At 59.3% G+C, this 21,688-nt stretch carries 24 protein-coding genes and 1 tRNA gene; 5 read left to right on the forward strand and 20 right to left on the reverse strand.

The genetic code is table 11. From position 1 onward, the window contains the following. Positions 1 to 116: 116 nt before the first annotated feature. Genes LH464_RS05105 through LH464_RS05120 form a run of 4 tightly spaced genes read right to left on the reverse strand, consistent with a single transcriptional unit; the run spans position 117 to position 3,497 of the window. On the reverse strand, positions 117 to 806 hold the full coding sequence (locus LH464_RS05105) for a GntR family transcriptional regulator (protein WP_226785287.1): 690 nt from the start codon (positions 804 to 806) through the stop codon (positions 117 to 119). A gap of 14 nt (positions 807 to 820) precedes the next feature. Beyond that, a complete protein-coding gene (locus LH464_RS05110; RefSeq protein ID WP_226785288.1) occupies positions 821 to 1,672 on the reverse strand; it encodes an ABC transporter permease in 852 nt (283 codons plus the stop codon). Continuing rightward, positions 1,669 to 2,481 carry an ABC transporter ATP-binding protein gene (locus tag LH464_RS05115; RefSeq protein ID WP_226785289.1) on the reverse strand — a complete coding sequence of 271 codons (813 nt, stop codon included), beginning with the start codon at positions 2,479 to 2,481 and terminating at the stop codon, positions 1,669 to 1,671. The genes LH464_RS05110 and LH464_RS05115 overlap by 4 nt, the downstream gene beginning before the upstream one ends. Continuing rightward, positions 2,478 to 3,497 carry an ABC transporter substrate-binding protein gene (locus LH464_RS05120; RefSeq protein WP_226785290.1) on the reverse strand — a complete coding sequence of 340 codons (1,020 nt, stop codon included), beginning with the start codon at positions 3,495 to 3,497 and terminating at the stop codon, positions 2,478 to 2,480. The genes LH464_RS05115 and LH464_RS05120 overlap by 4 nt, the downstream gene beginning before the upstream one ends. 185 nt (positions 3,498 to 3,682) lie before the next feature. On the opposite strand from LH464_RS05120, the gene LH464_RS05125 reads away from it, so the two are divergent. Further along, on the forward strand, positions 3,683 to 4,375 hold the full coding sequence (locus LH464_RS05125; RefSeq protein ID WP_226785291.1) for a fumarylacetoacetate hydrolase family protein: 693 nt from the start codon (positions 3,683 to 3,685) through the stop codon (positions 4,373 to 4,375). Between the two features lie 163 nt (positions 4,376 to 4,538). Here LH464_RS05125 and LH464_RS05130 read toward each other — a convergent pair whose 3' ends face one another. Next, entirely contained in the window at positions 4,539 to 7,853 is a 3,315-nt protein-coding gene (locus tag LH464_RS05130; protein ID WP_261358562.1) for an autotransporter outer membrane beta-barrel domain-containing protein, read from the reverse strand. A gap of 438 nt (positions 7,854 to 8,291) precedes the next feature. Further along, positions 8,292 to 8,368 (reverse strand) — tRNA-Pro (locus tag LH464_RS05140). Between the two features lie 372 nt (positions 8,369 to 8,740). Here LH464_RS05140 and LH464_RS05145 point away from each other — a divergent pair. Both LH464_RS05145 and LH464_RS05150 read left to right on the forward strand, forming a co-directional pair. Next, positions 8,741 to 9,607: a tyrosine-type recombinase/integrase gene (locus LH464_RS05145; protein ID WP_226785293.1), complete on the forward strand. Its 867-nt coding sequence runs from the start codon at positions 8,741 to 8,743 to the stop codon at positions 9,605 to 9,607. A gap of 11 nt (positions 9,608 to 9,618) precedes the next feature. Then, complete coding sequence (locus tag LH464_RS05150; RefSeq protein ID WP_226785294.1) at positions 9,619 to 10,371, forward strand: DUF5677 domain-containing protein; 753 nt, start codon at positions 9,619 to 9,621, stop codon at positions 10,369 to 10,371. A gap of 27 nt (positions 10,372 to 10,398) precedes the next feature. Here LH464_RS05150 and ligD read toward each other — a convergent pair whose 3' ends face one another. Further along, positions 10,399 to 11,469 carry a non-homologous end-joining DNA ligase gene (gene ligD, locus LH464_RS05155; protein ID WP_226785295.1) on the reverse strand — a complete coding sequence of 357 codons (1,071 nt, stop codon included), beginning with the start codon at positions 11,467 to 11,469 and terminating at the stop codon, positions 10,399 to 10,401. 42 nt (positions 11,470 to 11,511) lie between these two features. On the opposite strand from ligD, the gene LH464_RS05160 reads away from it, so the two are divergent. Then, a complete protein-coding gene (locus tag LH464_RS05160) occupies positions 11,512 to 11,799 on the forward strand; it encodes a hypothetical protein (RefSeq protein ID WP_226785296.1) in 288 nt (95 codons plus the stop codon). 2 nt (positions 11,800 to 11,801) lie between these two features. Here the strand turns inward: LH464_RS05160 and LH464_RS05165 are convergent, their stop codons facing one another. From LH464_RS05165 to LH464_RS05180, 4 genes are all read right to left on the reverse strand, one after another. After that, entirely contained in the window at positions 11,802 to 12,230 is a 429-nt protein-coding gene (locus LH464_RS05165) for a hypothetical protein (RefSeq protein WP_226785297.1), read from the reverse strand. After that, a complete protein-coding gene (locus tag LH464_RS05170) occupies positions 12,227 to 12,547 on the reverse strand; it encodes a hemolysin XhlA family protein (protein ID WP_226785298.1) in 321 nt (106 codons plus the stop codon). The genes LH464_RS05165 and LH464_RS05170 overlap by 4 nt, the downstream gene beginning before the upstream one ends. Positions 12,548 to 12,676: 129 nt before the next feature. Beyond that, positions 12,677 to 12,958: a hypothetical protein gene (locus LH464_RS05175; RefSeq protein ID WP_226785299.1), complete on the reverse strand. Its 282-nt coding sequence runs from the start codon at positions 12,956 to 12,958 to the stop codon at positions 12,677 to 12,679. Position 12,959: 1 nt separating this feature from the next. Continuing rightward, complete coding sequence (locus tag LH464_RS05180) at positions 12,960 to 13,958, reverse strand: glycoside hydrolase family 19 protein (RefSeq protein WP_226785300.1); 999 nt, start codon at positions 13,956 to 13,958, stop codon at positions 12,960 to 12,962. A gap of 129 nt (positions 13,959 to 14,087) precedes the next feature. Between LH464_RS05180 and LH464_RS05185 the strand changes: the two genes are divergently transcribed. Further along, a complete protein-coding gene (locus tag LH464_RS05185; RefSeq protein ID WP_226785301.1) occupies positions 14,088 to 15,242 on the forward strand; it encodes an acyltransferase family protein in 1,155 nt (384 codons plus the stop codon). On the opposite strand, the gene LH464_RS05190 is transcribed toward LH464_RS05185, so the two are convergent. The 9 genes from LH464_RS05190 to LH464_RS05230 are packed head-to-tail and all read right to left on the reverse strand — an operon-like array spanning position 15,239 to position 21,687. Continuing rightward, positions 15,239 to 15,574 (reverse strand): hypothetical protein, encoded by a 336-nt coding sequence (locus LH464_RS05190; protein WP_226785302.1) that lies wholly within the window; start codon positions 15,572 to 15,574, stop codon positions 15,239 to 15,241. The two genes, LH464_RS05185 and LH464_RS05190, sit on opposite strands and share 4 nt — an antisense overlap. After that, entirely contained in the window at positions 15,574 to 16,842 is a 1,269-nt protein-coding gene (locus LH464_RS05195) for a hypothetical protein (RefSeq protein WP_226785303.1), read from the reverse strand. Before LH464_RS05195 ends, LH464_RS05190 begins: the two co-directional genes overlap by 1 nt. A gap of 12 nt (positions 16,843 to 16,854) precedes the next feature. Continuing rightward, complete coding sequence (locus tag LH464_RS05200) at positions 16,855 to 17,232, reverse strand: hypothetical protein (RefSeq protein WP_226785304.1); 378 nt, start codon at positions 17,230 to 17,232, stop codon at positions 16,855 to 16,857. Further along, positions 17,229 to 17,657: a hypothetical protein gene (locus LH464_RS05205; RefSeq protein ID WP_226785305.1), complete on the reverse strand. Its 429-nt coding sequence runs from the start codon at positions 17,655 to 17,657 to the stop codon at positions 17,229 to 17,231. The genes LH464_RS05200 and LH464_RS05205 overlap by 4 nt, the downstream gene beginning before the upstream one ends. Then, the gene (locus LH464_RS05210; RefSeq protein ID WP_226785306.1) at positions 17,654 to 17,983 is read right to left on the reverse strand and encodes a hypothetical protein; all 330 of its coding nucleotides are present in this window, start codon (positions 17,981 to 17,983) and stop codon (positions 17,654 to 17,656) included. Before LH464_RS05210 ends, LH464_RS05205 begins: the two co-directional genes overlap by 4 nt. 3 nt (positions 17,984 to 17,986) lie before the next feature. Beyond that, positions 17,987 to 20,425, reverse strand: a complete 2,439-nt coding sequence (locus LH464_RS05215; RefSeq protein ID WP_226785307.1) for a phage tail protein — start codon at positions 20,423 to 20,425, stop codon at positions 17,987 to 17,989. Next, positions 20,426 to 20,920: a DUF6950 family protein gene (locus LH464_RS05220; RefSeq protein WP_226785308.1), complete on the reverse strand. Its 495-nt coding sequence runs from the start codon at positions 20,918 to 20,920 to the stop codon at positions 20,426 to 20,428. Positions 20,921 to 20,923: 3 nt separating this feature from the next. Then, positions 20,924 to 21,505, reverse strand: a complete 582-nt coding sequence (locus LH464_RS05225; RefSeq protein WP_226785309.1) for a DUF2163 domain-containing protein — start codon at positions 21,503 to 21,505, stop codon at positions 20,924 to 20,926. After that, on the reverse strand, positions 21,505 to 21,687 hold the full coding sequence (locus LH464_RS05230; protein ID WP_226785310.1) for a hypothetical protein: 183 nt from the start codon (positions 21,685 to 21,687) through the stop codon (positions 21,505 to 21,507). The genes LH464_RS05225 and LH464_RS05230 overlap by 1 nt, the downstream gene beginning before the upstream one ends. Between the last annotated feature and the right edge of the window lies 1 nt (position 21,688).

The raw sequence follows: 21,688 nt of genomic DNA on the forward strand, positions 1-21,688 counted from the left end.
ATGGATGACGGCGCCTCCGCTATCCGCCGGACTGCCTGAGCAGACCAGATACCGCCCGGATATTTATCATCCGGGCGGGCGCTTCCCACCCACCGCCTGCGCAATCCGGATCGCGTTTAGATGTCCCCGGCGAGCTGACTTTCGGTCAGTTGCAGCGTCAGCATGTACTGGCTGACCAGTTCCGATTTTGCTCGCTCGGCGTCGCCCTGGATGGCAGCTTCCATGATGCGCGCGTGCTCGGCGACGGAATCCCGACGAGGATAGCTCTTGACCATGGAAATGTAGCGGTAGCGTTCCGCGTGATCCATCATCTCGTTGCACATACGGATGATCCAGACGGAGCCGCAGGCGGCGATGAGGGCGTTGTGAAAGGCCCTATGCCGCGCCTCCCACTCGGAATTGTCGCCCCCATCCTCCGGCATCCGTATCGGCGTGCTGGCCAGCCTGTGGAAGGTGAGGATGACGTTGTCCTCCCATTGCTGGGTCCGGTGGGCGATCGATTCCTCAAGCGCCTTGCTCTCGATCCAGCAACGGGTTTTCACCAGATCGCGAAAATCCTCGATATGGATTTCGGGAATGAAGAAGCCGCGTTGATCCTTCCTGTCGACCAGGCGTTCCGACGTCAGCCTGTTCAGGGCCTCGCGAACGGGATTGGCGCCCGCTTCGTAGCGGGCGGCGATCGCGTCTATTTGCAGTTTCTGCCCCGGCTTGAGAACGCCCTTGAGGATATCGGTCCGCAGCCGCTGGTAAACCAGCGTTGCCGTGGTCGCCTTCTCGGGCGTTTCAGTCAGGAGCTGGGGCTTCATCGTCGGCTTTCAGATTACCTCCCCTTGGAGGCCGCAGTCGTGCTGTGCCAGAAGACGACGCGGCGCTCAACCCATACGACGACCCAGAAAAGAGCCAGGCCGAGCAGGCTGAGATAAAGGATCAGCGCGAAGACGCGGGGGGTGTTCAGCTGCGAGGCTGCCACCCGGATCAACTCTCCGAACCCCTTTCCGCCGCCGATGAACTCGCCGGTAATTGCCCCGGCCATGACGCCGACCGCTGCAATTTTCAGCCCTGTGAACATCTGAGGAAGGCCGACCAGGAGCTTCATCTTGAACAGGGTCTGCCAACGGCTCGCGCCCATCGTCTTGAACAGCATCTTGGCGTTCTCGTCGGCGGCATGAATGCCCGCCGCCGTTGCGACCACGATGGGGAATGTCGCGATGAAGGCCGCAAGAGCAACCTTCGACGCAATGCCGAAACCCAGCCAGGCCAGGAACAGTGGCGCGAACGCAACCTTCGGCATCGTGTCGATGGCCACCAGAAGAGGCAGAACCGCACGCTCGCCGAACACGGATTCACCGACGATGATGCCAAGGGTGAAACCTATGGCGATCGCAATTGCGAAGCCGAAGAGGACTTCCTTCACCGTCACCCACAACGCCGCGAGCATGTAGCCGCCGCTGAACAGGTTCTTTCCGATGAAGACGATGTCTCCCGCAGTCTCCATCGGGGATGGCAGGATGATCGGAGAAACGATGCCGCTGAGATGTACCAGCTGCCAGATCCCGACGAGTGCAAGAAGGTTGATGATGATTCCGGCCGAGCGTGGCAGGGTCTCGATCAGCGAGACGGGTTCGGACCACGTCGTCTGCTCGACTTCATCCGACGTCGGCGTATGCGTCATAGGAAGGCTCCCTTGTCGAGTTGTGCTCGGATCCGCTTCACGTAGCTTCCGAACTTCGGCTCGGTCATCATGTCGAGCGAACGGGGCCGCGGCAGATCGATGTGGATCGCCTCCACGAAACGCCCCGGCCGCGGAGACATGACATAGACGATGTCCGACAGGATGACCGCCTCCGGGATGGAATGCGTCACCAGAAAGGCCGTCGCAGACCGCTCCATGCAAATCCGCTGCAGCTCCATGTTCATGAAGTCACGCGCCAGTTCGTCGAGCGCGCTGAACGGCTCGTCCAGCAGGAGGACGGCAGGTTGCGTGATCAACATCCGGCAGATGGCCGCCCTCTGCGCCATCCCTCCCGACAGTTCGCTGGGCATCGCGTTCTCGAACCCCTCGAGACCGACCAGTTTAAGGAGGGCCCTCGCCTCGTCATGCTTTGCCTTGGCAGAGGCCTTTCCATCACGGATTTCGATGGGCAGGACGATATTCTCCAGGGTCGAGCGCCACGGAAAGAGCGTCGCCTGCTGGAACATCATGCCGATATCACGGCGTGTGCCCGTGACAGGCTTGCCTTCCAGCACGACCTGCCCCTTGCTTGGCGGGACAAGCCCCGCCATGATTTTCAGCAATGTCGTCTTTCCGCAGCCGGATGGACCGATGACTGACGAGAAGCTTCCCTCGGTCAGGGTAAGATCAACCTCCTCCAATGCCCGGACATGACCGTGTGCATAGTATTTGGCGACCCCTCGAAGCTCGTAGACAGGTCGGCCTCGCGGGCCGACCTGTTCACCGATGGTTCTCTCCAGAACCGTCATTGATTCCATTTCTCCACGAACTCATTGGTGTAGGCGGCGTTGAGGTCCTTCAGCGGCTCGGACAGGGCGCCCGTTTCCTGCAGGCTGGCGTGCCACATCTCCCAGTGTTCCGGCGGCTGATAGCCCCAGGGCGTCTTGGGATCAGCCGGCGTTACCCGGTCCTGGATCGCAGTGAGCAATGTCTCCGCGAAGGCCTTGTCCTCGCCTTCCTGCGGGTTCCCCGCGGCAGCATGCTCGAGAACCTTGTCCTTGTTGGCGGGATCCATGCCGAACTTCACGCCCTTGACCAGCGCTTTCCCGAAGCCCTCGATGACATCCGTGTTCTCGGTCATATAGGTTCGGGTAACCGCCCAGCCGTTGCCGAAGTAGGAAAGGGCGCCGTCCGGGGTGATCTCCCTCAACGGAATGCCCCTCGTCTGGATGATCGCGGAATCGCTGACGGCGGCCGCATAGGCAGAGACTTCGTCATTCATGAAGGCAGCGACCGCGGTGCCGCCATCGCCAACGGGAAGGAATGTATAATCCGCGCCCTCGGAAAGCCCCGCCTCTGCCATGATGGCCCGCGTGAAGCCGACTTCGGCTCCGTCGGCCGTGCCCACTCCGATGACCGCGCCCTTGAGATCCGCAGGCGTCTGGACCTTCGACTCGTCCTTGACCACAAGGCCAAACACCGATTTCGGAAAATGATTGTAGATGAACACGACGTCTTCGCCGCGCGCCCGTGCGCCAAGCAACGGCCCTGGCCCCGGATTGCCAATCTGCGCCTGACCGGAGGCCATCGTCTGCAGGACAGATGCCGAGCCGTTCACCACCTCGACGTTGACGTTGAGCCCTTCCTCCTCGAAGTACCCCTCCCCCTTCGCCACGAAGAGCGGGAAGTTATTGATCGCCGAGGGGTTCGGAACGACGATGGTGATGTCCTTCACGTCCTGCGCGGTGGCAGGAAAAGCTGAAACCAGGGCGAAGACAATGGCGCCGACGCTTCCGATCGTGCCCAGATGCGATAGTTTCCTCATTCCGTTTCCTCCCAAAAACGCCGCTGTCCTCAGCGGATGACGAACATCTAAAACATCGATCTCACCCATTGTCAAAATAATCTATGATTATGCTGCATTGCCGCATTTTATAAGGATCGTAGATTTTTCTGGCTGCGGCGCCAAATCTGAATTATGAACGTCACCGGTGAACTGGAGGAGGAACCATGGATACCGCGGTCAAAAGAAATTTCGTAATCTCGCCACTGCCGGCAGCAAGCCTTGCTGTCGTCGGCACCGCAGATGCCTTTCCTGTGCGTCGCATCTATTGCGTCGGGCGCAACTACGTCGCCCATGTGCGGGAAATGGGCGGCAATGAAGAGCGCGACCCGCCGATCTTCTTCCAGAAGCCGACCGATGCCATCGTTGCGGACGGCGGAAACGTGCCCTACCCCACAAAGACGGACGATTTTCACCATGAAATGGAAATGGTGATCGCTCTGAAATCCGGTGGCACCAACATTCCGGAGGCCGAAGCGCTCAGCCATATCTACGGCTACGGGGTCGCACTCGACATGACACGCCGCGATATCCAGGGCAGCGGCCGGCCTTGGGAGATTGCGAAATCATTCGATCATTCCTGCCCATGCGGCCCGATCACGCCGGTGGAGAAATGCGGCCACATTTCCTCGGGCAACATCAAGCTGACCGTGAATGGCGAGACGCGTCAGCAGTCCGACATCGAGCTTCTGATCTGGAAAGTGCCTGAAATCATCGCCAACCTGTCCACCTACTTCGAACTGAAGGCCGGCGACATCATCTTGACCGGCACGCCGCATGGCGTTGGCCCGGTGGTGCGCGGTGACGAGCTGGTGGGAACGATTGCGGGCCTGGAGCCGCTAACCGTCCGGATCACCTGATCATCTGCCACACATGCCGGTGAGCATCCAGGTCCCGGCTGCCTACTCTCGGCATTTCCACGACCACTGAAAGCCCCGTCGTCCCGGCGGGGCTTTCAGCATTTCGGCGCTGTGACCTTTGGGGAAGAAACGATCTACGGTTTCAGGTGTGTTGATTGTGACGTCAAAACCTGACCCTGAATTTGGCATCGAAGCCATTCTCGTAGGCATCGTTGCCGAATTGGCCGGTGTAGCTGATACCGAGCGTTGCATCCGAAGACACCATGAAATTCAGCCCCGCCTCGATTGTGGCGGCATCCTTGGTGATCGGCACGCCATCGACGGCGAAAGCCGATGAACCGACGAAGCTGTTGGTCGAACTGGTGGCAAGGTCACCATAGGCATGGCGCCAGCCGATTGAGCCCTGCGCACTCGCCATAAGACCGCCCAGTGTGAACGCTTTGGATGCCCGTACGCCAAGCGTGGTAAACGCGGTATCCAGTGTGTCGCTACCGACCGACAATGCGGCGGCTGTGCTGCCGCTTTCCATAAAACTGTCCGTATGAACACGCACGTAGGCCAGGTTGGCAAACGGCTCCAGGAACGTTTCTTCGTCGCCCCAGCGATAGGCAAGTTCGCCATGGGCCTGAAGAGTGCCGGCATTGTAGTTACTCCCCAGACTGTCGGAGAAGCCTGAGAAATATGCCAGGCGTTCCATCTCAACCTTGCTCCAGGTGTAGGCAAGACCGGAACGAAGCGCCAGTGCACCCTGCGGCATGGCCCATTGTGTGTCCGTATAGGCGCCGAGCGTATAATTATCGCTTTGCCCTGACGATGAACGCTCATTGAGATCAAAGGTTGTTCTGCTGTAGCCCGCAAGGAAACCAAGGCGCCAGTTGTCAAGAACCATACCATCCACACCGGTGACAAAGCCACCTGTCGTATAGTCGAGCCCGGCGGCATTGCCATTGCCATCGTATCTGTCCCAGGAGCCATAGCCCTGCATCCAGGCGCCATGGTCTACAGGCTTTGCGGCGGGCGTGAAGCTGTCGAAAGCGTCGGGGACCGTTTTGGTTTCCGGTCCATAGGCCATAACAGGCAGGGTTGGCGTGGTGCCGGAGGCTGAACGCAGCCGGTTGTTCATCGCATTGCGGACGAACTGGCTGCTTTCAACAAGCGCTGCCTTTGCAGAGGCATGCGCTTCGCCGGACAGCTGGTCGAATGCATTGCGCGCTTCATCAGCACTCAGCATCAGCAGCCTGTTGTAAAGGCCCAGAGAAGGACCTGACTGCTCAAGCGTATCCAGGGCTTTCGCGGTTGCCATCTGGTTTTTTGTCTCAGCGACCGTTTCGAAGAGCACCTCATCGGCCCCCTTGGTCGAAACTGTCAGATATACATTTTTGGCATCATAGGTTTCGTTGGCATCGAGAAACGCGGATTTCGACACCGCATCGTCGAATGTGCCGCTTACCGCAGTATCCGATGTGAGGATCTTATATGTCTGCCCGTTCTGGTAGCTGCTCTGCGCATCCAGTGCGGTTACCGATATGACGCCGCCCAGAATGGACGCTGTTCCCATAACATGCGTGAGATCGCTGGCGCCGTCGCCTGCAATACCCACCGCATAGCTGGAACCGGCTGCGAACGTCAGATCACCACCGACAGTCAATGTACCAGAACCGCTCGTTGTCGATCCGGGAGAAAGCGTACCGCCACTCCGGACCATGGCCGAGCCGACTGTGCCTGTCCCGCTCAAAGTAGCGCCATCATAAACATGGGCACTGCTGACGATGCTGCCGTCGACCTGCAGCGCACCGCTATAAATGCCGGTATTGCCTGTGTAGCTGCTGTCACCCGTCAGGATCGTGGTGCCAGAACCGGTCTTGTTCACCGCTCCGCTGCCGGAAATCACGCCGGCAAAGCTGAGCGCATCGGACCGATTGAAAGCAAACGTTCCGTTGTTGGTGACATTGCCCAGAATGCTGCCGCTCGTGCCGCCATTGCCAAGCTGGAGCGTTCCGCCGGCAATCGTGGTGCCGCCCGTGTAAGTGTTCTCGCCAGTCAGCGTGGCAATGCCGCTGGTCGAGATAATCCTGCCCGAGCCCGTGACCGTGGCCTCCAGGAGGGCGGTGTCCCGTTGGTTGAACTCGATGCTGCCGTCATTTCGCAGGGTTCCCAGACCGACGATGCTGCCGGCTTCGATGTTCGCGCCTGGGGCGCCGCCGAACCGCAAGGCGCCGTTGTCGTTGATGACGAAGGTCGCGCCGGCACCGAAATGCAGCGTTCCCGGGCCGAGCAACAACGCTCCCGATCCGCCGCCCGCGACACCGCCCAGCCGCAATCGGCCGCCCGCGCCGATGAGGACGCTGGCGTCGGATACCTGGAGCGTACCGCTGCCGCCTCGGCCGCCGTTCGCCATGGCCAGGGTGCCGCCGCCGTTGGAGCCGCCGACCAGCAGATGCTCGGCCACCACCATTTCCGCACCGTTGCTCAACATCAGGAAGCCGTCGCCGCCGCGTCCGCCAGCAAAGCCGACCGTCCCGCCACCACCGCCGCCGCCGATCAAAATTGATCGATTGACGGTCAGGCGAGCGCCAGAGAACCCGAAGCTTCCAGTGAAACCATTACCGCCGCCGGCCGCATCCGAGGCGCCGCCGCCGCCGCCGCCCACGCCTACGTAATCGTAGGTGCGCGCGGTGGAGGTGCTCGCGCCGGCGGCGGCCGGCGCACCCTGGCCCGGTGCGCTGGCGGACACGGTTCCGCCGAAAATATCTCGAACCACTCCTCCGCTTGCACCGGAAACGCCACCCAGCGATTGGCCACCTGCGCCGCCCAATCCAGCACCGCCGCCGCCGGCATCCGTGCCCGGCGAGTGCGGGCCACCACCGCCGCCGCCGCCAACCCCGGCGCCGCCGCCGGCGCTGTTGCCGCCCACGTAGCCGCCCACGCCGCCATCGGACCCGGGGTTGCTGCCACCATTACCACCGGGATCCAGGTATCCGCCCGTTTCCACGCCGCCGCCGGCGCCACCGCCGTGGGGCCCTGTGCCGCCAGCGCCACCCCCGCCGATGCCGCCGCCGCCGCCGTCGCCGCCCATGCCGTTGCCACCGGGCTGGGCAGCCGCGGCACCGTCGCCGCCCCGTCCGATCAGATAGCTGTCGGCATGCGCGGAACTGGCCGAAAGCGGCCCCAGCAGAGCGGCAGCCAGCGCGAAGCAGCCCGGCGTCAGGCGCCAGGCGGCCAGGCTAGGCGCGATATACCACAGGGAGCGGCGGCGGGATGCGGCGATGGAAACGTTCGGGAGGGCGCCGCCAGCATAGCTGAACACCAGAAGCGCTGCCGTAGCGACACCCGAAAGCAAGGGCGACCGCCCCGCCGCCACCTGGCCGTTCGACCAGTCGGACGCACCGCGTCCGACAAGGGCGTCTTGCGACAGGCCGACATCCCCAGTTTCATGGAAGCGCTGTGATGAAACTGAAAGATATCGAGATGCGCGCATTAAATTTATGACCTTACTTAGGCGGTAATTTTGGCAAAAAAAGCGGGAAGAACGAGACGCAAAATATGCGCAAAATAATTTGACCCCGCCTTTTTCAGGCGGGTGTAAAGCAGTAGTCAGCGCCTGCAAATCAGCGCTGAAGTTTCACCGCGGGAATAAAAGGCTTTTCGATCCCGCGCAGGACCGGCACTGCGGGCTGCGTGAAGAGTGCTCTCTGCATTACGGGAACAATTGTCAGAACTTGCAAACGTCGCGTTCGGGGCTGAACTCATCGCCTCCGTGTCCGCCGCCCTCGAAACCGCTGGCGTCATTTTCATCGATCAGAAAAGAAATGGACCGGGCGTGCGTCCAAGGGGTCGGCAGGGCTCGTGTGCAATCGCGGCTCCGCAAAAAAATATAGCCAGCCCCGGGGAGAGCTGACTAGGTATTTGATTTAATTGGTCGGAACGGCAGGATTTGAACCTGCGACCCCTTGACCCCCAGTCAAGTGCGCTACCGGGCTGCGCTACGCCCCGACCTGCTCAATGAGCATGATTTCCCTAGTCTTTCAGCCATTCGGGCGCAAGCGGAAAATTGGTGCTTTGGAAGAAAAAGGGAACGGAACGGGGGAAAATGCAGCGTTCGGTGCAGAGAGTCCCACCAAAGTCCCACCAGATGTTTTCAATCTGTTCCGCCGTGTTGGCGGCCAATCCCGGAGTTCAGGATGGCTTAAAATCAGAAGACGATTTCGATGCGAAGCCCCCGTCCCGAACGGCGATGGCTTCGCGAAAACCCACCTTTTCCGGGCCAGCCTCGCGCACCTGATCTAGGTTTGTTCTGGTCTTTTCAAGTCAATCGGTCCGCAAACGGTCCGCGTGCGAGGTTTGTTCTCCCCATGAGGAGCGACCATGAACATGACGTTGCAGTCGGGTATCCATACCCGGATATCGCAGATGAAGACCTTTTCAGAAGCAGCCACCAGCTATGTAAAACACGGTGGAGAAGCAAAGTACCTCTTCAGGATCCTGCCTCATCTCGGTACCGCGATGCTGACAGACATCGTCCCCTTCGACATCAAGGAACTGTCGAAGGAACTTTATCCGACACAGAGCAGCGCAACTCGAAACCGATGCGCGATCACTCCAATCCGGGCGGTGCTCAACCATGCCTATGATCGAGGTTGGGCGCCGATCTTCAGGATCAGGAATTTCAGGGAGGAAAGACCGAAGCGGAAGAAGGCTGCATCGCAGGCATGGTTGCACGCGTTCGTCCGGCAATGCGGAAAAGACGGACTGCCTCATGTCGCTTGCCTCGTGCTCTTCATGAGCCAGACCGGCGCACGTGTTTCGGAAGCTATCTCGCTGCGGTGGCAGGATGTGGATTTCGTCGGTCGAACGGCGCTCCTGGTGAAGACCAAGACCGAGCACAACTCGGTGCGGTTTATGACGGACCAGCTCGTGACAAGAATGCGCGCACTCGCCACCGCCCCGGATCCCGAAGCTCGCGTATTCCGCTACCGGAACCGCCATTCTGTCAACGAGAGGATTTCCGCCGTCTGCAAACGCGCCGGCATCTCCTACAAGCCGTCTCACACCTGCGGCCGGCATGCGTTCGCGAACAACACGCTCGCGATGGGTATAGACGTCAAATCGACGATGGACGCCGGTGGATGGCGGAGTGTGGCAGTATTCCTCGGCACCTACGCCAATCCGCGCAATGCCGGTCGGGTTGTGGCGGACCGGCACAACCTTTATCAATTCGAGAATGACCTTTAAGAGAGGCCGCAATGACATTGCCTGATCAGGCTCCCCCTCAGTGGGGAAACGACCCATTGACGAAATTCTTTGACGATGCCCGGGGCAACCAGTACGCGACATTTTTCAATAAGAGGGCACCCTTCAACCGGTTAGTGGCAATCGACAAGGCCGTGGACGACCTTTTCAATGGCTCGAAAAATATTGACCCTTGGTTCCCCGCGACTGTGATGTTGCGAGCACATAGTAGCTTTCGGGCCGCTGTCAGTCTCGTGGCGTCCGGCCAGGTTTACGAGACAGCGACAATGCTTCGCCTTTGCATTGAGACCGCAGCTTACTCTTTATACATAGGCAGTGACCTCACTCGCGCCGAATGCTGGCTTCGACGCAGTGATTCGGAGCAGCATAAGGCGGCCACCAGGGCGATGTTCACGCACAAGAGAGTACTTGCGCAGATTGTTAAGGCGAACCAAACGCTCGGCTCTTTCTATTCCGAATTGTACGAACACGCGATAGATCACGGTGCCCATCCAAACGAGGCCGGTTACATGCGGAGTATGCGAATATCGGAACTTCCAGAAGGGAAAAGGTTTGAATCTGTTCAGCTCCACGCAGACGAGCGACTGATTGGCATAACCATCGAGAAGGTCGAGAAGGCAGGAATTTTCCTCCTGTGCGCTGCCCGCATACTGTGGCCTATCCGCTCCGATTTAGGTGGCCTCACTGAAACACTGCTCAAACTTGATCAGGCCGCCTACAGATCGACTTTCCGCGACGCAACTTAACACCCCCTTAGGACCATCTGTCTGAATCTATTGGGTGTCGTTACCGTGCCCGTCAGAGATCCGGTAGATTTCAGCCCAGTCCGCCGCGTCCCGCAGCCCCTTGAAAGAGGCATGACGCAGGGTGCCGGTGTGCGTCCAGGCCCGAAATTCTATTTCAGCGGCCAGAGTTGGCGCGGTCAGCACCAGCTTCTTTCCAGGAACGCGCACAGGAGGGTTGCTGGACTTCAGCTTGTCGAGTTGCTTCTTGAGCGCCCTCGCCTCGTCATGCTTGAACCCAGTCCCGACGCTCCCAACGTAGACAAAGTCCGGCCCCTTGAGGGCAGCGAGAAGCAGGCTTGCAATGGCTCCGGACACCGCCGTCGACGGCTCATAGCCGACGATCGCGAACGTTTCGCTTTGAACGCATTTGATCTTCAGCCAGTCACCGGTCCGGCCAGAGCGGTAAGGCCGGTCACGATGCTTGGCGATAATGCCTTCAAGGTCATGGGAGCATGCGTGGCGGAGTAGCTCGTCGGGATCCGCATCGAACTCATCAGACAGCCGGATGGCGCCTTCGAGCCCTCCGAGAAGACCGTCAAGGATGTTTCGACGCCCGGCATATTCCATCTTCGTCAGATCATGACCGTCGAGATAAAGCAGGTCAAAGGCGTACAGGATCGCATTGCCGGCCGGTAGCTTTCCGCCTCTCCCACCCAGCGAGTTCTGGAGGCGTCCGAAGTCAGAACGCCCCTGCTCATCAAGCACAACGGCCTCACCATCGAGAATCATTGTGCTCGGGATAAATTCACGCGCTGCGACTGCAATGCCGGGGAAACGGTGTGTCCAGTCATGCCCGCCCCGCGTAATGATCCGGACCTTGCCGCTCGCTTCGATATGGACCGCGAGCCGGTACCCGTCCCATTTGATCTCATAGGACCACTCATCGCCCTGAGGCGGCTTGCTCGCCAGCTTTGCAAGGCATGGCTCAATGCGTTCAGGCATGGGGTCGAAGGGGAGATCAGGCTGATGCGGGTCGCGCCTTTTAACCCTCCCGCCTTTGATTGGCAGGTTCTCGTCGACTAGCAGCGGAGCACTAGGCTTGCGAGGACGCTTCGTCATCCGCACATTCCATCACCGAGTGCTTAATATAGAGTGTCTTGTATGACCTGGCAGAAGAAATACCGCTGGACGCCGACGTGGCCCGGTGAAGGGCACGAAGACTGGAGCGCCTACGATGGCAAGATCTGCATCGGCCGGATCATGCTGGACAAGACCACGCACAGCCGCAAAGGAATGTTCATGTGGTCAGGCGGAGCGGCGCAGCACGAAGGCTTTCCACAGCGGATCATGCCCCACCAAGGCTGGGAGCAAGAGCACTGGCAAGCTGCGAAGGCTGTTGAGGATTGGTACGATAGGATGAGGGAGCGGAACGGGTTGCCGCCGAGCTAGCTCTAGGGGAACACCTCAGAGCGGGTGATCCAGAACGGATGACAGCGACTGTAGATCTCTCCCAGAAGCCGCGTCCGGACATCGTTCGGGTTTACCTCGATGATGTACGGGCTGGAGACATGGTGGCCGGTGGGCCGCTGTACGCCGCTTCCGCCGGGTCCATCGATCGAGAAATTCACCACCTGATAGCTGTTTCCGATCTCGCCGTTGAACCACGCGAAACCGGCCGGGGTGCAGGATCGCTTCTTCTCGAATTCGAAGACGGCGCGAGAGTGGCCCTCTCCATAGGGCTCAACCGACACCAGTCGAAATTTCCCATAGGCGGGCCAGAACCTTGTCTCCAGCTCTGGCCCAATGGTGAAGAACCCCATCATCAGGACCATCACCGCCGAGAGATAGATGCCGAGGAACGCGAGGTTCTTTGTGATCATGGGGCAAGCCCTCCCCTGATGAGGAACGCGACAAAGGCAAGGATGATCGCGCCGATGAAGGTTGTAAGAGCCCACTTGCCAAGGCTTTTGATCGACTTGATGTCGTCTTTGATGTTGGCGATGTCAGACTGCAATGCCTTGTCCCGTTCAGCTTCCGCCGCGCTTCGGACACGGTAGTCCTGATGGTGCTTCTCGAGTTCCCGCACCTGCGCTTTAATTGATGCAATCTCTTCCATGATCCCGGTCGCCGTCCTTGCAAGGTCACTGGCATTCCGTTCTATGGCGTCGAGGCGGCGCCCTGTGTTCTCATCCTGCATGCGATACCCTGCCCTTTAACCGGCTCTCGAAGGATGCTTCACCAGCAGCCGCGCTTTGTTCCAAAGGCGTTGTGGGTAGCGACTTGGTTGGCGAAAGGCCTATCCCCGGAGGAGATCGACACAGCAGTCTCAAGGCTCGGCCGAAGCTTGCTCCAGCCGTCGCACACATTCGCGCTGCTCTTCGACTGGCAGCCCGTAATGAGCGCACAGAGTGGCAGCATCAGAAGTAGAGATTTCGTCATCGATCTGGCTCCTTTCGCGCAGGACTTCGACGGATAGTTCGAGCGCCTCCACAGCGGCTCCCTGACGCCCGACGCTCTTGCCGTAGAGGAAGACGCCAGAGATCATGCCGACGGTGACCACGGCTGCGCCCAGAGCTTTCCCGATTGGTGAAAGAAGGAAGGCCAACATGTCAGGCCTCCAACTCGCGGCGGATCGACTTCACGCGCCTGACTATCCATTCCCCACCGAACAAGATGAGCCCAGCGCAGAGAAGCCCAGATCCCACGAGGATGATAACCAGTTGAGGTTCGGCGCTCGCCAGCCACGTTCCGAAGCCGCCGACAATGCCCAGAGCGGTAGTGAGCCAAGCACCCCAGCCCGTCTTTTGGCGAACCTCTTTCTCGACCGTTGCCGGGACAACGGGCCGGTCAACGGGAACGGTGACGGTAGTCTCCACGATGGTCTCTTCCGTGACGGGTGCCGCCTTAACCTCTGGCTTCTTTGCTTCTCCAGGCACGAGCGCGACAAGGGCGGTATGAAGGCAGGACCGCGTCTTTGGACCGGGAATGCCGTCGTCATCGAGCCCGTTAGCCTTCTGGAACAGCCCAACGTCCTTCGGGCCATACCCGAGAAGCACAAGCGAGATGCGGCAGTATCGGTTTACCCGATCATCGTAGCCGTTGAGACCGCCGTTGATGCGCTTCGTGACCGTCTCGATATCGCCTTGGTCGGCCCACTTGTTGAGGTTTCGCGTGTCCCAGTACCAGACCGGCCCGAGACCTTCCCAGGGATCGGTGTTGACCTTCTCAGGTTCCTTGGTGAAGTCGGGGGCTGTCTTTGCGAAGGCTCTGCACCAGCGGGTAAATTCGGCATAATTCGCGCGGCCCGTGATCTGGATGGCTGAGCGGCCCATGAAGCGCTTGCCGTCTCCAGCCGCGGTATTGCCGAGATCCTTGCGGCCTTCATACCGTTTCTGAGCAGCGGTCGGCCCCCAGATTTCCTTGTCGTATTTGAAATCTCCGCTCTCGTGCATGACCTGGGCAAGGAACTGGGAGAGGCGATGCGGCTTATCGAGCCCGAAGCGTTGCCCGTACTTGCTGAGAGCATCCAGCACGGCGTTCATATTCGCTTCGTTGACTTTCCCTTTTGCAGCCAAGCGAAGTTGCTGCGCCGTGATGGGCACATTCATGATTGTTCTCCAGATTGTGGGATGGTCGGTGTGTGTTTGACCGCACAAAGCACTCGACTAGCGGGGCACGCTGTGATTGATCTTCATTCACAGACGCGCATGAACACTAGCCGTAGGAACAGGGGCTAAATGCAGAGGGAATATGGCCTAGATGTCGCCCGCTTGATTGCTGCGCTATTGGTTTTGTGGGGGCACCTAATGTTCGGCGGCAACGTCGCTGCAGATGACCCATATTACCGCTGGTCTGGATCTACAGATCTCCCACTTCTCGATAAGGCCAGCAATGTGCTGTGGCGGCCAGACTGGTTCTTCCTGACGGAGTGGGGCACAGCGACTGCGATAGTCGGCGTGGGCTTGTTCTTTTTGATCAGCGGATGGATCGTACCTCCGATGCTCAAGCGTTACAGCAGGACGGTATTTCTCCTGAACCGGGCGTTCCGCATCTTTCCGATGCTCGTCTGTGCCGTCTTGGCGGCGGCGGCAATCCAGGCATTGGTCGGGGTGTGGAGCGATCTTTCCATCGGTGCTGTACTGTCAACAATGACGCTGACCAACGATATTACGGGGTACAAAAACATTCTTGGAGTGACGTGGACCCTCGTCATTGAGTGGAAATTCTATTTCCTGATTGCGATATTGGGGCAGCTATCCGAGCGGAAAATCCTGTGGGCTTCAGCTGGAATCCTTGCTGTGCTTGCTGTCCAAGCCCTAGCAGCACAAGCTTTCGTGGCTACCGCCCCCGACGCTCCAAACGCTCTTGGTCTCAATGCCGTTGACCTGTCGTATTTGCTTTTCATGTTGATCGGGTCAAGCTTCTGGGTCGCTAGGAATAAGCATGGCATCATGAACATCAGGTCTCTGATGACCCCCATAGTGGTTATACTGGCGTTTAATGGGGCTCGTCTCTTAGTCACAGGACCAATGGAGATGCGTTTGCATCAGGATTTCAACCTTATTTCTCAGGTTGTAGTATTTTCCTTATTTGGTTTCTTCGTCTGGATATCTTCGTGGGATTGGTCCCGGTGGGGCAAGGCTGTGGATCATAGTTCCAGCATGACTTACTCAATCTACTTGCTTCACGTCCCCCTCGGAATATTGCTCATATCAATCCTGAGAAATTTCATCGGAAACAGCTACGTGATCCTAATTACGACGACACTGTTGGTCCTGGTTGCCGCCTACCTGTCATACGCTTGCATCGAGAGACCGATGATCAAGTTTGGCAAATGGGTAGATGCCCGCCTCCGGAGCGGCACCCTCCAGACCAGAGACATACGCGCCTAGAGAGGCAGTGCCTGTTCCCACATCCCGTCAATCTGATCTCCAGTTAGCCCTAGTGCAGCACCGACCTGCGCAATGAGTGGATGATCTCGCTCGAATTGGGACGCGTCCCGCCACTCGATCATAGCAATGGCGCGATGCTGCGGATCTTCGATGGCGTTGATTACGCCATCGACCTGATCCAGCGAAAAGCCGTTGGTAACGAGGCCCAGTCGCAGCTGACGGGGGGTTAGCGCAGTATTCGAGATAGTGCCCACGAAGGCATTACCAATGGGCGCTATGAAGCCCGCTGGCTTTTCTTTCAGTACGCCATTCTCCCAGACTGTAATGGTCATTAGAATGCCTCCGCGTGTACACGAGTGCCGACGTTGAATGTCCCAGAAGAAGTAAACAACATCACATGGGTCGGGGCCCCCACCCCACGCGAAAGACCGTGCTCCTCGAATCGCCGCTCCATGGTGCCCACGCCAAGGGCGTAAGAAACCGCGCTGAACCTTGCTACAGCTAAACCTGCGGGAGAATCCACACAAAGGCTCATCTTACATGGAACGCCAGCGAGCCCGCTATTAATGGCGGCGACAACTTGTGTTTGCGATCCAGCGTCCGAGTGACTTATAGTCGATCCCGACATATCAAGACGCCCAATGTTGTAGCTATCGGACGCTGAAAGATAGGTGGTCCCGCCATCGAAGCTCAAGCGCATGTATGTGAGGGCACCAGCCGCCGATGTTATGACTGTACCGGATAGGAGAACAGAAAAGCAGCCGGAGGGGATCTCAAATACGGCTGCCGTCTCAACTCCGGTAGCGATGAAGCTGGATATCGGCTTCCGACCGAGATCAAGTTGTTTCTCATCAATTTCCGCAAAGACATCCGCTTGCCTGCCTTGGGGATCGTAAACGGCCGCGACCATGTCGCCAATCCCGGTTCCGTCCTGCCCCTTGATCGCGAGCAGAGACCAGTAGGCGTTCTCCGTCGTCGGGAGGTTTGGCGGGGCGTTGCCCGTTGTTGGCTGACGCGCCACCCAAGATGAGCCGTTGTAGCGGACACCGTCGTTGGCAACATAAGCTTCGCCAGCGTCATACTCGCCCTTGAAGTCGAGAAAACCAACTGGACCCGGCGGGCCTACTGGTCCAACGCCATAAGCAAATGGCCCTGCCCAGTCCCCCTCGGCATTGCTGGCTTTCACATAAAGCTGAGCGGCGGCCCCCTCCAGCACAAGATAGCTATAGCCCTTCGGTTTACTGTCATGAAGAACGAGGCTCGTGAGATCGCCGGCTCCGTCGTACTTGAACAGCGTCCCGTTGCGGATCTCCGAAATGACATAGGCCAGCGCACGGCTGTTCTCGGCGTTGTCCTGCATCTGGTCGGTCTGGCGGAGGATGCCGTAGGAGTAGGTGCCGGTCGCACCGGTCCACTCTTGCTCCGCCGTGATCTGGCTGTCGCTATCGACGGTCAGGATCGGAAGGAGGTTGCCAGGCGCCTCGACCGCAACGAAACCATTGGTGATGAGCGCGGTCTGCCACAGCGTGCCGACGCCAGTCACCACGGCGCTGCCGTTCGTCAGGGTCACAGACCCGACGTCGTAGAAGGATGTTGCCATGTGAAGAAGCCCTTATGAGGGAATGAAGACGACGTACTTGAAGGTGTCGGTGTAGCCGAGCTGATTGAAGATGGTCAGGACGCCGGAAGCCATATTCAGGGTGGCGTAGTAACCGGTTGTCCCGCCGCTCGTTGCGTAACGTCCCGCGGTTCTATTGGTGGCGCAGCGAAGAACAACCACCGGTGGATAGGCAAACGATCGACCGAGCGCCACAGACGCCGAACCACCATTCCCGACACCGAGGCTACCTTGCGCAACGAAGGCCAGAGGTCTGCCGCCCTCGTGGAGGAAGCACTGATCGACAGTTGCATTTCGCGCCGTGATCCCGGGCTTCGAGACGCGGAGCTTGAATGCCCCGCCATCGTTTCCGACAAAGAACCGCTCTGTCATATCGCCGGGTTCCTGAAGATCACGAAAAACAGATCGAGGTCCATCTCAGCACCACCCGCGACGAACTCGGCAGACATGCTCGAAGATCCAGCATTGATGATTTGGGAATCTATGGTTCGGGCTCCGGGGATGACGTCAATACCGTTCGGATATGCCGCCTCTTCGCTCCGCCATGTAATCAAGGTGGTGTAGATCATGGGCGCATAGCCCAAGGCGGGATACGACTGCGTTGTGAAATATCGCCAGGTGCCGTTGAACTGGTCGTTCTTGCTGAGACGAACTCGCTGGTAATAATGCACCTGCATCATCGTGGCGAAACGGCTGTCGAGAAGAAGGCTCTTTGTCGGGTTATCGATGTCGTCCCCAGGCTGCGAGATATAGACGCCCGGCACGCCGAACTTGTTGCCTAAAATCATCCTCTTCATTGGGAGATCGCCCAGATTGTATAGCGATATGTCCCAGACTCGGTGAAGCCGGGAACAATGATGTGCGTGCTGGTGACGGTCGCACACATGGGCTTCTTACTCGGAGGGATGACTTCCGCTGCTGGCACATAGTGCAGCCCAAGACCGTGGGGGTGCGAGAACTCCGCGTTGGACGGCTTGTTGAAGGTACCCTGCGCGGCGATCATGCCCGTCGCGAACCAGTTGCTGTCGAACAATTTGTTCTCGTCGGGGAGTGAGCCATGGGCGTCAAACCCCGCCTTGCTCATGATGATCCGGCCAGCGTTGAAGATTGCACGAAGTGACATGATTTAATCCGAAAACGACATGTTGCCGGCGTTCAGGTTGATGACCATTTTGCCGTTGGTGCTCTGGATGAGACCCGCTGTGACAGTTCCGATGTTGGCGATCTGAAGCTTCAGAACCCCGCCCTCGAAGACCATGGGCAGTGTCGAGTTAGCCCCATCGGTGACAACGAATTGATCCGCCAGCACGGCGAAGCGCGACCGCTGAACGCCGCCGGTGGTGTAGAGCTCAAGGAAGAAGCCGCTTTCCTTGAAGGCGTTGGCAATCGAGGACCGCAGGACCACCGCGAACCGAGCATCGACGCCCGACTGATTGGCAGCCGCACGAAACTCGATGCGACCCTGAGCGAAGCGGTCGTCCACTTCGGCATAGATGTCCGTGATCTGGGCGGCGACTGCTTCCAGTTCCGAGGCGATGACCGCGATGTTCTCTTCGAAGTAAGCCTGGCTTGCGCCCTGCTTCGCTTCCAGACGACGCTTGCTTGTCTCGAAAGACGCATCGGCCAAAGCCGTGTTCGTCAGCAACCGTTCCACGATCGGGCGAAGATCATCCAGCCCCTGGAACAGCTTCTGGAACTGCTCCTTCACCTCCTTGTTGAGGTTGCCGAGGTAGACTTCCAGATCCGCATTGCCGCTCGCCAGAGACGTTGCAGTCTTGACGCTCGACCAGTTGGTGACGCGCGATGGAGCAATCAGCCTATGGCGGAAGCTATGGTTCGTCTCACTGACTACGCCTTCCTGCAGGAGAGTGATTGTCACATCGGGCTCTACGTTCTTCGAAACCCGGTTGTTCGGCTCGGCAGTCGGCCACCACTCGAATTGAATAGCGGTGACTGACACATCATCGAAGGGCGACCACGACATACGAAAGGCCGCAATGGTCCGCCCGTCGTCGCTTGTGGCGAGAACCGGGATAGGCGTCCAGTCGGGCAGCTCGTTCAGATAGACCGGGTCACCGCTGGGAATGGAGATGACCGGCGGAAGGACACCCGTGCCGGCGTAGATACTGCCGTCACGCTCCTGAAGCGAGATAGCCACGTTGCGCGGCCCGTCGCTGGTCAGAGCGCGGATGGACCGGCTCTGGACGATGTAGACGCGGTCACCATACATCTCCGAGTCCCACCGCACCCAGTCACCGACATGGATGTCCTGAAAGTACGGACGCAGCACAAGCTCGGCCGTCGCCTCATAGCGGTTCTCATTGTAGTAGAGTGAGGCAAGCTGGTTGGCCTGCCGCTTGGATGGGACCGTATCGAAGTTGATGGCAAGGTCACGCGTCCGGCGATCGAGCGCAACCTGGCTGGAATTCGTCTGTGTGTCGTAGCCGGCTGGGCTCCACATATTGGCTGTCTCTGGATAGGTGCCGCCGACTGAGTTGACCAGTTCCGCCATGGAGCGCCGCCGCTGGAAGCGGACGTTCTCGCCAACGATCAGGTCATCATCGGTGAACGTCGCGACAATCGGCTGTTCCGTACCGATGAGCGGCCATGAGCCGTCAACGCTGTCGATGACCATGCCGCCACAGGCCTGCATGACACCGTCGATATTGTCGCCGTGGTCAACGTCGGTATCGAAGATGATGGAGCAGCGGTAACGACGCTCGCCGCCGGCAATCTCGTCGCAGATGTTTGCCGCCGTGGCATACTTGTCGATGGGCAGATCTTCCGGTGGCATTTCCATGCCGCAGAAGATGTCATCGTTCCACGAGAAGCCGCGCCGGTAATTGTAGTCCATGATGACGGGGTTTTCGGTGAACTCGTAGGTGGCATAGTTGCCCCAGCGATGACCGCCCGATCCGCCGACCGTCGAATCCTTGCGCGGGTCGTAGAGACGAGCGCCGCGGATCTCGAAGAAGAAGTCGGGGAAGCTGTTGAGGTTCTCCTGGCTGTAAAGCAGAGACACCTTCACCCAGCAAATTCCCGCTCCGGTATGCTCAGATGTCCAACGACCGGACGGGTTGGATGTTGCAATTAGCCCACTGTCGGCGCTGGTCTGGCGACCGGTGAAGAACGTGAAGCCCATCCTGCCGGCGTATTTGCCGCTTGCTACCTCATAGACCTGAGCGGATTCGCCTGAGGCCACGACATTTAGGGAAAGCAGATCCCCGCCGGCCCACACCTTCGATAAGCCGTCGCATGGAAAATCCGAAAACACGAAGACCTGGTCCATGTTCTTGTTGGATGGGCCGTAGGTGTTGACATAGACGTCATGGCCGGCGACCCCGACATAGCCGCAGGCGACCTTCCGGCTGACGTTCTCGCCATAGGCGCGCTCGAACTGCGTGCCGGCCGACTTCTTTGCAGCCTTCTTGGCCTGCGCCTCCTGGATCTTACCGACAGCGAAGTTGAGGCCAATGCCGATGATGGCCTTGCCGATGATGCCAAGGCTGCCGATAGCCGTGCCAATGGCACCAATGGCGGCGACCGCCGCTGAAATAAAGGGCATCTATCGAACCTGAAAAGCTTGCTTGACCGCCGAGAGCGGCAGGAACTGAAGATCGAAGCCAATGATGGTTTCGTGCTTCTTGCCGGCAATGGTGTCGCTGCGGCCATAGATCGTGCGGACAGCGAAACCAGCAGAGGTGAAGACGCCGGACGAGATGACGCCGTCGCGCTCGATTACGCCGACGTCGCCGCGCTGCGCCAGGAGGACGGGCACCGGCTCCAGAACGGATGCTAGCGCCTCCTCGACCGTCTTGAAGCCGGCCTTGGCGAAGAGGCGGTAGCCCGCGGCCTCGCTCTTGTATTTGCGGAGCTTCGACAGGATGCGCTTGCCCTGCACGGCCTCGACGGCGTCCATGGTGAGCGTCCAGCAGTCGGACACGCCCCATGCACCGGGCAACTGGCCTTCGCGCACAACTGGCTCGTTGTGGCCGTCCCAATACGCCTGATGCTTCGCCACAACCGCGTTGAGGCGACTTTCCCATTCGGGGTGTCTCATGGATTATCCTTGCGACTTCGTGCGGCCCCAGAGAACTTCGACGCGACCCGCCTTGCCGGCGTGCTCGAAGAACTTGTCGCCAGGTGCGCGGCGCTGCTGGTCCGCAGTTGAGCGGATGCGGTCGTTCTTGCGGCTGTAGTCGAGTTGCCGGCCTTCACAGCGCGCCGTGAGGACATACCCGCGTTCGGGATCGACGGCATGTTCGATCACGTCGAGGTAGCCGCGAGCGACAGTCTCGACCTGAAGCAGTTCGCCCGTATCAGGATGGAAGTGTGCGTCCATCACCCGGACGGGCCGGTCGCGGTAGTCCTCGTTCTCGATCTGCGTCAGCACGGCTGGCGTCAGACCATCGTCGGGGCTTTCTGCCAGTGTCAGCGTGAAGCTGCCATCGGCCGTCGTGCCTGAACCGCCGCCGAGATCCGAAACCTCGATCAGGCCGAACGGCTTGTATTCGACGCCTGAATAGGTCAGTGGCTCGCTGCGGGCGATGAACCCATAGACGCCAGACCCGAACTGGAACCGGATCATCTGGCGCGTGCTGATGCGCCCCTCGTTGTAGAGGTTCTTGACTGCGGTGGAGAGCATCAGATGACCTTGCGGCGCTTCATGTCGAGAACGACGGCCATAACGGCCTTCTTGAACCCCTGATCATCCGGGCTGTACTTCGGCTCTGGCTGCGGCTCGGCTTCCGTCTCAGGCGCGAGCCATTCGGCAGGGATCGTGCCGACCTCATGAGCCATGACGGTCTGGATCTCTTTCTCGCTCATC

Source organism: Pseudorhizobium xiangyangii, from assembly GCF_020531965.1.
GTDB lineage: Bacteria > Pseudomonadota > Alphaproteobacteria > Rhizobiales > Rhizobiaceae > Neorhizobium > Neorhizobium xiangyangii.